Here is an 11124-nt window from a genome sequence, read left to right on the forward strand (position 1 = left end):
GTCCGATATTCGTGCTTGAGGGTTTGTCTATGCTATCAATCCCCTATGGGGAATTTTTTAAATATTTAAATATCCTTGTGATAAAACTGGATCTTGGGTGAAATTAAAGTGCATTTTTAAAAGAGTTTTTTTGTCGCTGTCGTTTAAAATTATTGTTGAGTGAGCATCAAGTCCTTTTAGCTTATTTAAATTTTCTAGTGCCAAATGACTTACTGGATTTGTTGTTGCTGATATTGAAAGAGCAATCAATACATCGTCAACTGATAAGGACTCCTCTTTTTGTTTTAAAATATCTTCTTTTAATTTCAAAACTGGCTCTAGTATGTGTGGAGATATTAATGGAATTTCGTCATTTATTCCAGAAATTTCTTTTAAGGCATTTAAAATACAAGCTGCTGGAGATGACATTAATTTTGATTTTTTGCCTGTAACAATTTTCCCGCCACCAAGCTCAATTGCAAAAATTTCTGAATTTTTTTCTTTTTGTTTTTCTCTAGCTTTTATAGCAACTATTCTATCTGATGATTCTAAATTTAGTCCGCTCATCAAAATTTCTATTTTTTCTACAGGTTTAAAGTCGGATTTTGCAAGTTTAAAATCTACTAGGGCATTGTAATATCTTCTTATTATTTCATTTTCACAAGCCTTTATTGTTTCTTTCTCATCGTCGATACAAAAACCAACCATATTAACTCCCATATCGGTTGGAGATTTGTAAGGGCAAACTCCAGAAATTTTTTCAAACATTTGTTTTAATATAGGAAAAGCTTCAACGTCTCTATTATAATTTACTGTTGTTTTTCCATAAGCTTCAAGATGATATGGATCAATCATATTTACATCATTTAAATCGGCTGTAGCTGCTTCGTAGGCAATATTTACTGGGTGTTTTAAAGGAAGGTTCCACACTGGAAAAGTTTCAAATTTTGCATAGCCTGCGTTTATTCCTCTCTCATTTTCCAAATACATTTGTGAAAGACAGGTTGCAAGTTTTCCACTTCCAGGTCCCGGCCCTGTTATAACTACCAAGTCCCTACTTGTTTGTATATAATCATTTTTTCCAAAACCATCTTTGCTTATAATATGAGGAATATTATTTGGATAACCTTCAATGTCATAAGTCTTATAATTTTTTATATTTAAACTATCAAGATATTTTCCATATTTTATAGCTGATGGTTGGTTATCGAATTGAGTTATCACTATTGAATTTACAAAAAATCCCAAATCCTCAAAAGAAGTTTTTAGCCTTAAAACTTCTGTGTCATAACCTATATCAAGATCTGATCTGATTTTATTTGATTCAATATCATTTGCGTTTATTACGATTACAATTTCTGTAATATCTTTTAATTTTTTTAACATTTGTAATTTAGAATCAGGCAAAAATCCTGGCAAAACTCTTGATGCGTGAGAATCATCAAATAATTTTCCGCCAAATTCAAGATACAACTTATCAAATTCTTTTATTCTTTCCTCTATTTTTTCCGACTGGATTTTTATATATTTATCATTATTAAAAGCTTTTTTTATCATTCCTACCTCCTAAATACAGATTATATTATATACTAGATGAAAAAATTTTTGAATATTTTTATAAAAAAAGATGCGAAATATCGCATCACATTTTTTATTTTATTTTTCTTTTACTTCGTATTTGTCCCAATTGTCAGTTTTAAATGTATTGCCATCTTTGTCAATCCAATAAGCTTCTGCATTAAATTTTTTGACTAATTCTTTTCCTTCTTCCAAATCTTTTATAAAAAGAGCTGTTGAAAGGGCATCTGCATAGGCAATATTATCTGTTATTACTGAAACAGATTTAAATTTTGTTGATGGATAATTTGTATCTGGATCTATAATGTGATGATATTTTTTTCCGTCTATTTCAAAATATCTTTCATAATCTCCACTTGTTACAACTGATGTGTTATTTACAGAAACTACTGAAGCATAAGGATGATCTTCTGATAGTGATGGATCTTTTATTGCAATTTTAAATTTCCCCGATGGTCTTGTAGGATTTTTTCCAATTATTGCAACATCGCCACCAACTGATAAAATTCCAGTTTGAAGTCCTTTTTCCATCAATTCTTTTTTTATTAATTCAGTTGCGTATCCTTTTCCAATTCCGCCAATATCAATTTGAACATTTTTATCATTAATGTATGCTGTTTGATTTTTTTCATCTATTTCTATGGAATCTATATTTCTATATTTTCCTGCTTCTTTAAGCTCTTTGTCTGATGGAAGTTTTATATTTTCTGGATCTTTTTCACTTTTTTCTCTTAAATCAAGCCATATTTTTAAAACTCTGCCGTATGCAATGTTTATATCGCCATCAGTTTCCTTGTACCATTTTTTTCCTTCTTTTAAAATATCAATTATTTTTTTGTCAACTTTGACTTTTTCTTTTCCAGCATTTTCGTTTATAGTGGAAAAATTATTTACCTTATCAAATTTATCATAATTATTAAATAATTTATGATATTCTGCCATTCTTTGTTCAACTAAATCTTTGTATTTGTTAAATTCTTCTTCATTTTTGCAATAAGCAGTAAAAGTTGTTATTGTGTCAAAGTATTCATAAATTGTTGCCTCAAATTTTTTCAATTGATTTTCGTCAACATTATTTGAATTGTTTGAAGAAATTTTCTTATCATCACTCAATTCACTTTTAATATTGCTTTTTGCTTCCGGTTTAACTTTTTCAATTTTTTTATTACATGATGAAAGTGCTAAACATAAGCCTAGCACCGCACAAGTCATTTTTATTTTTTTATTTTTCAAAATCTAATCCCTATTATATAAATCTATTACTACCATATCTTTATTTACTTTAATATCTTCTTCATTTGCCCAATTTAATAAAATAGCTCCAGCAATTTTTTCTCTAAATTCTTGGAGTTTATTTTCAAGTCCTAGCTCATAAATCAAATCCAAAAATTCCTCGTCAGCTGAGTATTCATTATAATTTTCAAAAAGCCTATCCCTATCGACGCTTCCCAAATAATCCATAAAAACTTCTCTTGCAAGTTTTTTATTTACAGCTTCGCGACCTGGCATACAAACAAATTCGTCCATATTATTTTCAATATCAATATAAGATTCTTCTATATCGTCATTGTTATCCATATCATCATTTATTCTTATCAAATCCAAAGTATCAAGATTTAACCAAATATTTTTTAAATATGAATTATCCCAAATTGTCCATTTTTCTACCAACCAAGAAAGATTGATAGCCTCTTTGTTTCTACTCATTTTCTTTTATTTCAAAAACTACAGCCTCATATTCCCAAAGCTCTAGCTCAAGATTTTCCCCCTTATTAATTTTTATATTTTCTCTTTTATATTTATCTCCACCATATTTTTCAGAAAGACTATTAATTTTCTCAACAAAAATTAAATTTTCATCATAAAAAATCGGATAAGATTTTTTGTAAGTATTAGTCATATTTAATACTACCAAAAATCTTTTATCATCTGCAAGTCTTTCGTAGGCAAAAACAGAATTTATATTGTCATCAACAACTTTCCACAAAAATCCTTTTTCATCAAAATCATTTTTGTAAAAACTTGGATTGTCCTTGTAAAGATAATTTAAATCTTTTACAAAATTTTTAAAATCTGAATGTATTGGGAATTTTAAAATATCCCAATTTAAAGATTCATTTTCATTCCATTCATCAAAAGTTGCAAATTCATTGCCCATAAAATTTAATTTTTTGCCAGGATGAGTCATTTGATAAGTATTTAATAATTTTAATTGTTTAAACCTATCTTCATAAAAACCGTTCATTTTATTTATCATAGGTTTTTTTAGATGAACTACCTCGTCATGGCTTAAAGGCAAAAGAAAATTTTCTCTGTAAAAATAAAACATAGAAAAATTAATTTTTCCTTGATACATATGTCTGTTTATTGAATCAACTTCAAAATATTTGCAAGTATCATTCATCCATCCCAAATCCCATTTGTAATCAAAACCAAGACTATCTTGTGAATTCTTTTCTGTTACAAATTCATAAGATGATGAATCTTCTGCAATTTTCATAAAATTTGGGTAATCTTTTGAAAGAGCTCTGTTTAATTCTTTTAAAAATTTAATATTATTAGGATTTACTCCCCTATTTTTATTTCCATCATAATAAATCATATTAGAAACTGCATCAATTCTTATTCCATCGAAATGACAATTTTCTATCCAAAAATTAATGGCAGATTTCATAAAACTTCTTACATGACCTTTGGAATAATCAAAATTCAAACTTCCCCATTCAGAATATTGCAAATCTTTATAATCAGATTCGTAAAGACTAGTTCCGTCAAAATATTTTAGGGCATAATAATCTTCTGCAAAATGAACAATTACAAAATCAAAAATTACTCCAATATCATTTTGGTGGCAAATCTCTACAAATTTTTGCAAATCTTTTATAGAACCATATCTTGATGACATAGCAAAAAATCCTGAAACTTGATAGCCCCAAGAAGGATAATAAGGGTGTTCTGTAATTGGCATAAGTTCTATGTGAGTATAGCCCATATCTTTTACGTAAGAAATTAATTTATCAACTATATCCAAAATATTTGGCATAGAATTATATCTCAACCAGCTTCCAGGATGAATTTCATAAATATTTACTGGTTTATCAAAATTTTTTTCTCTTTTTTCCATCCATTTTTCATCAGAAAAATCATAAGATGTATCAATAATTTTTGTAGCAAATTCTGGAGACATATCAAAATATTTTCCATAAGGGTCAAATTTTTCAAATCTATTTCCTTGACTTTCTATAACATATTTATAGTAATCGCCCTCTTTTGCCTTAATAAATTTATAAAAATATCCATACTTTTCATTTTTAAACATAGGAATTTCTTGCCAATTTGAAAAATCCCCTTTGATTAAAACCCTATCAGCTTTTGGAGCATACAATCTAAAAACATATCCATCATCTTTTTTTATTGATCCAAAAATTTTATGACCTAACTTGGAATCGCCATTTAAGTATGATTCTATTTTTTTATAATCTACATCAAGTAACTTCACTTCCATTTTATTCCTCAATCAAATCTTCGATATGTTTAATTAAAATATCTATTCCTCTAGTATTTTTTGCTCCTCTTGGAATTATTATATCTGCATATTTTTTTGTTGGCTCAACATATTTTTCGTGCATTGGCTTTACTTGTTTTATATATTGAGTCAAAACAGATTCCAAACTCCTAGATCTTTCTTTAGTATCTCTTAAAATTCTTCTTTGAAGTCTTACGTCGCTATCCGCATCAATAAAAACGCAAGTGTCCAAAATATTTCTTATTCTCTCATCATACAAAACCAAAATCCCTTCAATAAGAATTATTTTTTTGGGAACTACATGGATAGTTTCTTTACTTCTGGTATGGATATTGTAATCGTAGGTTGGCATATCAATTTCTTTTCCAGCCTTTAAAGCCAAAAGATCCCTCAAAAACATTTCATTATCAAAAGATTCCGGTTTATCATAATTTAATTTTTCCCTATCTTCAAAACTAAGATCATCATGTGATTTATAATAATTGTCATGTCCAATTACATATAAATCTTTAGAAAAATAATTTTTTATATATTCAACAATAGAAGATTTTCCACTAGCAGATCCGCCTGCTATCGCTATAATTTTTGTATCCATAATTAATTTACTTTATTTACAATTTTGCCATCAAGAAACTTATATAAATTATCAAAAACAATTTCACATCTAATATCCATAGCTTCTTGAGTTAAAAATCCTACATGATTTGTAAGCACTGTGTTTTTTGCATTTCTAAGCGGATAATTTTTATCAATCGGAGGTTCCATATCAAAAACATCAATGCCAGCTCTTAACTTGTCTTCATTTAATAATTTTGCCAAATAATCATTGTCAACAATCGGTCCCCTTGCACAATTTATCAAAATCGCCTTATCTTTCATAAGATCAAGCTCATTTTGTCCAATAAAACCACAAGTTTCTTTGTTTTGAGGAAGATGAATTGTAACAATATCAGAATTTTTCAAAAGCTCATCAAGGCTAACATACTTTGCACCAAGATTTTTCACTTCATCTTTTTCACTTCGACTATATGCCAAAATATTTGCACCAAAAGCCTTAAATAATTCAATAACTCTTATTCCAATTTTTCCTGTGCCAACAACTCCAACAGTTTTTCCTTTTATAATTTGGCCAACGACCTTAAAAGATTCATCTTCATACATATTTTTTCTGTTTTCATTAAATTTTCTCATAAGAGAAATTGTAAGACCAAGCACTAGCTCAGCAACAGAATCATCAGAATATCCGCTGGCATTTTCTACAATAATATTTTTTTCATTGCAAGCTTCAATATCAACATGATTAAAGCCAGTAAATGCTACATCAATTAATTTTAAATTTGTATTTTCAATTACATTTTTTGAAAATTTATTATTTGTAATTATAGCCACATCGCTATCTTTTAATCTTTCAATTATTTTTTCATCATCAGATGCGCTTTTTTTGAAATATTGAAATTCATGACCAAGTTTTTCTATTTTTTCCTTATGACTTTCAATTATTTTATCATCAACGAGCAAAGGATCTATTAAAGAAATCTTCATTTACGCCCCCTTTATATTTTATTAATAATTTTTTATCTTGATATTATTATACTATTATGTTAAATTTAATTAAAGAAAGGAATTTAATATGGCAGTTGGTATATCATTTAAAAATGGAAAATGCTTGGAGGCTATCGAATATTATTGCGATATGTTTGACCTTGATCCGCCTGAAAAAATAATCAGATATTCTGACTTTGAACAGTATAACTTTCCCGAAGAAATCCGAGATCGAATTTATAATTCAAAATTAGAAATTTATGGAAATAATGTATATTTATTTGACACAACTGATGATAAGCATTGGACAAGTGGAAATAATGGAAGGGTTGTTATTGAAACAAACAGCGAAAATTTATATAAGGCTTATTCAAAACTTGAAAAGGAATCAAAGGTATTAATGCAACCCCAAACAATTAATAAGAAATTATTTACAACCTTGATCGATAAATACAAGGTATTTTGGCAAATTATTGCTACAATTTAATTTATTTTTAAAAAAGATTCTTAACCTTATTGGCAAGAATCTTTTTTCTTTTTATTTCTCAATTTTTTAAAAAAACTTTGCAAAAGCTCTAGGCTTTCTTCTTTCATCAAACCAAATTCTGCATCTAAATAATGCAGTTGGCTTCTGTCTCCTGTAATATTTGTATTTGAACCGCAAGCTCCTCTTTTTACATCGGCAAGACCTATAACTAATCTTTTTATTCTTGAATTTATTATTGCTCCAGCACACATGGAACAAGGCTCCATTGTTACATACATTGTGCAATCTTCTAATCTAAAATCTCCAACATACTTACTCGCCTTATCAATCGCAAGAATTTCTGCGTGTTTCAATGCAGATTTTCCCTTGTAGGTATAGTTGTGACTTCTTGCAATTATTTTTTCATCTTTTACAATCACACAACCAATTGGAACTTCATCTTCTAGTCTTGCAAGCTTTGCCTCGTTTATGGCTTCTTTCATATAAAAAATATCATCCATTTATTTCTCCACAATTTTAAAATATTTTAAATTATTTTTTCAACAAAAAAAGCTATCGCTCATTTTTTAAAAATTTGCAATAGCTAAAAATATTTGGCGTCCTGAAGAGGATTCGAACCTCCGACACCCGCCTTAGGAGGGCGGTGCTCTATCCAGCTGAGCTACCAGGACCTACCTCAATAGTATAGCAGAAAAGATAGAAAAAGTAAAACTTTTTCTATCTAGCTATAATACATTCTACCAAAAAATTACAAGCATCTGATACTGTTCTTTTTACTCTAGTAAAGTTAGATGCCTTTTGTTGATCTTTTTTGCTTATCAAATTGACTTCGTATGATTTGTCCTTATATTTTATGTAAGCCTTGCCGAGTTTTTCATTTTTTTGATTGGTGCTTTTATGTCTTTATTAATTTTAATTTTCACACTTGGCATTGCTTTATCTTTAATTATAAAGCCAACTGTTTTTTCTGGATATAATTCTACATATCCTTCTTTTACGGAATTAACTTTTATTGAATCGCTAGGCAAATCCTTATCTGTAAGTTTTTTATAATTAAAATATCTTGAAACGTAATAGATCAAATCGGTCATAGCTGAATTTCTAAATTCATTTTCTTCAGCTCCCATCACAATTCCTATTGCCCTAAATTCATTTTTCGGATCAAATTTGTTCATATCGATGGTTGTTGTCAAACAATGACCAGCTTCTTCTGTTGTTCCTGTTTTTAATCCATCAACACCTTTTATTTCGTCCCTAAGTGGAATAGTTGATTTTTTGTGAATATCTTTTTTGTTATCATTAATCTCATTTATTTTTGAATATTCTAAAATATCTGGATACTTATCAACAATTATTCTTGTAAGTTCAAATAAATCTTTTGCAGATGATGAATTTTGTTTATCATCTTCTGTATTTATTCCTGATGCATTGTAATATTTTTGACTTTTCAAATTTAATTCTTGGGCTTTTTTATTCATTTCATTGGCAAAATTAGCTTCACTTCCTGAAATTGTACTTGCCAAAAGATTTGCACAATCATTGCCACTAACTACCATAAGACCTGTGAGCAATTCTTTTATTGTGTATTGTTCGCCTTCTTTAATTCCCATTGCAGAATATTCTGGGCCTGTTAAGTCTTCGGCTTCCTTAGTCCCCTTAACCTTTGTATCAAAAGAAATTTTTCCACTTTCAATTGCATCTCTTGCAAGTAAAAATGTCATAAGCTTACTCATTGATGCTATTGGATAAGTTTGATCTGCATTTTTTTGATAAAAAATATCTCCACTTTCTTGATTTCCAATCAAGTACGCTTTTACAAATTTATCAGCACCAACAATATTATCTCCTTCTTTTGCTACCGTATCATCAGCAAAAGTTTTGATTGGAGAAAATATAAACAAAAACGCCAATAAAAATGCTAAAATTTTTTTCCTATTCATTCATCCCCCTATACTTGTAGCGATTCCATTTTTTTGTAATTCTTTCTCAAAAGCTTTAGTGTATAAACATCATCTTTTTTTGGATAAGAAAAATCAAATTTTTCAGAAAGTTGCATACCAATTTTTCTAAACAATTGACAAGCTGCAAAAATCGCCCCATAAATTTCAGTAATATCATTTGTTTTAAAGGTCAATAACAATTCTTCCTTAATATCCGCTTCCAAAGTATGAATTAAATTTTGTCCATACTCCCCAGCATCTTTGCCCTTATTAAATTTGTCAATTATATACCAATTTAATAATTTATATAGATAATCCCTTACACTTTGCATTCTATAACCTGCACTAATAAGATCTCTTGACATAAGATTAAAAGAAACATCCAAACAGCTTGAAAAAAAGTTCTTACAACACTCATCAAATTCAAATTCACGAGCAAGACTATAAACAATATTTTTCTCACCAATTTCTTCTTCTAAATTCATTTTATCACAAATAAATTCAATACTTCCCGGACATAATTTTATAAAATCATTTGCCTTATCTTCCACAATTAAATTTATGGAAATTTTTGTAGAATCATTAGTATAAAGTTCGAACTTTGTAAATTGTTGATTTTTTTTATCAAGCTCAAAAGAATCTTTTCTTTTATTAATCATTGCATAATCATCAAAAATATTTTCCAAATCTTCTTTGATTTTTGAAATAATAATATCACTCAAAACAAGATAAATATTTGCAAAATATTCATTATTATTATCTTCCTTTACAAAAAAAATCGCCTTGACTTTTTCATTAGATTTGGAATAATCTTTTAATTTTTCTATAATATAACTTTTCATAACCACATCTTTCTTTCTTACAAACAATTCTCCTATAAACTAATTTTACCACAAATTATAAATCTTTATAAGAAATAATTATTTATAAAATTTTAAAAAATCTTTCAAAACATTTGCAGTCATTCCCCATATAACAGGTTTTGTATTATAAAAATAAAATGTATGGTATCTTTGCCAAAAATTATAATTTTTTCCATTAGGAATTTTTTCAAAAGGAAAATCATCCGGCAAATCCATTTTGAGTTTTGCCGTATATTTTTCTGGAGGATTTTTTTTCAAATAATCAATAGAAACCGTAAAAATAGAATCAACTTCCATATTATAAGAAATATTTTCAAAATTTTTATTAATTCTTCCATAATAAGCTTTGATTAGCCTATTTGAAGAAGATAAAATCATAGAAGAATAATCAATCAAGGAAACATCTTTTTCATCTAAATTTAATTCTTCCCTGCATTCCCTAATGGCAGCCATCTCAAATTTTTCGCCCTCATTTACTCCACCACCAGGAAAAGAAACTTCGCCAGCTTGGGAAATGAGATTACTCCTAACTTCAAATAAAATATGGTCTTTCCCATCAATATTAATTATAGGAATAAAAACAGCATATTTAGATAATTTTTTATAAAATTCATCATCAACTTGTAAATTTTTCATAATTTTTTTCTCCTTATAATCACTATACTATTTTTAAAATATTTTCTATCCTACACATTTATAAAAATATGAGTATAATGATGACAAATAAGAAATAAGGAGATATTATGTGGAAAGAATTTAAAGAATTTATTTCAAAGGGAAATGTAGTTGACTTGGCAATAGGTCTTATCATGGGCTCTGCTTTCACTGCAATTGTAACTGCAGTTGTAGATGGAATTTTGATGCCAATTATTTCAGGACTTACAGCAGGAGTTGATTACGAAGATTTGGCAGTTAATTTTTTTGGAGCAAAATTACAAATAGGTAGCGTTATAAATGCAATTATTACATTTTTAATTATTTCATTATTCCTATTTTTAATTGTAAAAGCATTGAACAAAGCAAAAAAAGAAGAAGTTGTAGAAGCTACAACAAAAATTTGCCCTCATTGTAAAAGTGAAATTGATCTAGAAGCAACAAGATGCCCTCATTGTACATCAAAGCTTGAAGGATTTTCTGAAGAAATTAAATAATTTTTCAAAAAAAATAAAGCAGGCTCAAAGCCTGCTCAGACTGTAGACAAAGTAGATG

Annotated in this window: 11 protein-coding genes, 1 tRNA gene and 1 pseudogene; 2 read left to right on the top strand and 11 right to left on the bottom strand. The window is 28.2% G+C overall.

The window, feature by feature from the left end; translation table 11 throughout:
* Positions 1 to 57 precede the first annotated feature (57 nt).
* From HMPREF2852_RS04270 to HMPREF2852_RS04295, 6 genes are all read right to left on the bottom strand, one after another.
* Positions 58 to 1536: a DUF1846 domain-containing protein gene (locus HMPREF2852_RS04270; protein ID WP_070606107.1), complete on the bottom strand. Its 1479-nt coding sequence runs from the start codon at positions 1534 to 1536 to the stop codon at positions 58 to 60.
* 99 nt (positions 1537 to 1635) lie between these two features.
* Positions 1636 to 2769: an FAD:protein FMN transferase gene (locus HMPREF2852_RS04275; protein WP_070606126.1), complete on the bottom strand. Its 1134-nt coding sequence runs from the start codon at positions 2767 to 2769 to the stop codon at positions 1636 to 1638.
* A gap of 24 nt (positions 2770 to 2793) precedes the next feature.
* Complete coding sequence (locus HMPREF2852_RS04280; RefSeq protein ID WP_004839137.1) at positions 2794 to 3264, bottom strand: hypothetical protein; 471 nt, start codon at positions 3262 to 3264, stop codon at positions 2794 to 2796.
* Positions 3257 to 5062 (bottom strand): 1,4-alpha-glucan branching protein GlgB, encoded by a 1806-nt coding sequence (gene glgB / locus HMPREF2852_RS04285; RefSeq protein ID WP_070606108.1) that lies wholly within the window; start codon positions 5060 to 5062, stop codon positions 3257 to 3259. The genes HMPREF2852_RS04280 and glgB overlap by 8 nt, the downstream gene beginning before the upstream one ends.
* 1 nt (position 5063) lies before the next feature.
* The gene (udk, locus tag HMPREF2852_RS04290; RefSeq protein ID WP_019117414.1) at positions 5064 to 5678 is read right to left on the bottom strand and encodes a uridine kinase; all 615 of its coding nucleotides are present in this window, start codon (positions 5676 to 5678) and stop codon (positions 5064 to 5066) included.
* Between the two features lie 2 nt (positions 5679 to 5680).
* Complete coding sequence (locus tag HMPREF2852_RS04295) at positions 5681 to 6625, bottom strand: NAD(P)-dependent oxidoreductase (RefSeq protein WP_070606110.1); 945 nt, start codon at positions 6623 to 6625, stop codon at positions 5681 to 5683.
* Between the two features lie 88 nt (positions 6626 to 6713).
* Here HMPREF2852_RS04295 and HMPREF2852_RS04300 point away from each other — a divergent pair, with 88 nt between their 5' ends.
* On the top strand, positions 6714 to 7112 hold the full coding sequence (locus HMPREF2852_RS04300; RefSeq protein WP_019117412.1) for a VOC family protein: 399 nt from the start codon (positions 6714 to 6716) through the stop codon (positions 7110 to 7112).
* Between the two features lie 26 nt (positions 7113 to 7138).
* On the opposite strand, the gene HMPREF2852_RS04305 is transcribed toward HMPREF2852_RS04300, so the two are convergent.
* The 5 genes and pseudogenes from HMPREF2852_RS04305 to HMPREF2852_RS04325 all read right to left on the bottom strand — a co-directional run bounded on the left by HMPREF2852_RS04305 (position 7139) and on the right by HMPREF2852_RS04325 (position 10551).
* Positions 7139 to 7612, bottom strand: a complete 474-nt coding sequence (locus HMPREF2852_RS04305; RefSeq protein ID WP_070606112.1) for a nucleoside deaminase — start codon at positions 7610 to 7612, stop codon at positions 7139 to 7141.
* 94 nt (positions 7613 to 7706) lie between these two features.
* Positions 7707 to 7783: transfer RNA gene (locus tag HMPREF2852_RS04310), tRNA-Arg, on the bottom strand.
* 46 nt (positions 7784 to 7829) lie between these two features.
* A pseudogene (locus HMPREF2852_RS04315) lies at positions 7830 to 9052 on the bottom strand (D-alanyl-D-alanine carboxypeptidase family protein).
* A gap of 8 nt (positions 9053 to 9060) precedes the next feature.
* Entirely contained in the window at positions 9061 to 9894 is an 834-nt protein-coding gene (locus HMPREF2852_RS04320; protein ID WP_070606114.1) for an aminoglycoside 6-adenylyltransferase, read from the bottom strand.
* A gap of 78 nt (positions 9895 to 9972) precedes the next feature.
* Positions 9973 to 10551, bottom strand: coding sequence for an NUDIX hydrolase (locus HMPREF2852_RS04325; RefSeq protein WP_070606116.1), 579 nt, complete (start codon positions 10549 to 10551; stop codon positions 9973 to 9975).
* Positions 10552 to 10658: 107 nt separating this feature from the next.
* On the opposite strand from HMPREF2852_RS04325, the gene mscL reads away from it, so the two are divergent.
* Positions 10659 to 11066, top strand: coding sequence for a large conductance mechanosensitive channel protein MscL (mscL, locus tag HMPREF2852_RS04330; RefSeq protein ID WP_070606118.1), 408 nt, complete (start codon positions 10659 to 10661; stop codon positions 11064 to 11066).
* Positions 11067 to 11124: the final 58 nt, after the last annotated feature.

The organism is Anaerococcus sp. HMSC065G05, from assembly GCF_001812365.1.
GTDB lineage: Bacteria > Bacillota > Clostridia > Tissierellales > Peptoniphilaceae > Anaerococcus > Anaerococcus vaginalis.

Excerpts from the sequence above, each read along its gene's own strand:
- HMPREF2852_RS04270 (WP_070606107.1), bottom strand. The coding sequence starts at position 1,536 with ATGATAAAAAAAGCTTTTAATAATGATAAATATATAAAAATCCAGTCG.
- HMPREF2852_RS04275 (WP_070606126.1), bottom strand. The coding sequence starts at position 2,769 with ATGACTTGTGCGGTGCTAGGCTTATGTTTAGCACTTTCATCATGTAAT.
- HMPREF2852_RS04280 (WP_004839137.1), bottom strand. The coding sequence starts at position 3,264 with ATGAGTAGAAACAAAGAGGCTATCAATCTTTCTTGGTTGGTAGAAAAA.
- glgB (WP_070606108.1), bottom strand. The coding sequence starts at position 5,062 with ATGGAAGTGAAGTTACTTGATGTAGATTATAAAAAAATAGAATCATAC.
- udk (WP_019117414.1), bottom strand. The coding sequence starts at position 5,678 with ATGGATACAAAAATTATAGCGATAGCAGGCGGATCTGCTAGTGGAAAA.
- HMPREF2852_RS04295 (WP_070606110.1), bottom strand. The coding sequence starts at position 6,625 with ATGAAGATTTCTTTAATAGATCCTTTGCTCGTTGATGATAAAATAATT.
- HMPREF2852_RS04300 (WP_019117412.1), top strand. The coding sequence starts at position 6,714 with ATGGCAGTTGGTATATCATTTAAAAATGGAAAATGCTTGGAGGCTATC.
- HMPREF2852_RS04305 (WP_070606112.1), bottom strand. The coding sequence starts at position 7,612 with ATGGATGATATTTTTTATATGAAAGAAGCCATAAACGAGGCAAAGCTT.
- HMPREF2852_RS04320 (WP_070606114.1), bottom strand. The coding sequence starts at position 9,894 with ATGAAAAGTTATATTATAGAAAAATTAAAAGATTATTCCAAATCTAAT.
- HMPREF2852_RS04325 (WP_070606116.1), bottom strand. The coding sequence starts at position 10,551 with ATGAAAAATTTACAAGTTGATGATGAATTTTATAAAAAATTATCTAAA.
- mscL (WP_070606118.1), top strand. The coding sequence starts at position 10,659 with ATGTGGAAAGAATTTAAAGAATTTATTTCAAAGGGAAATGTAGTTGAC.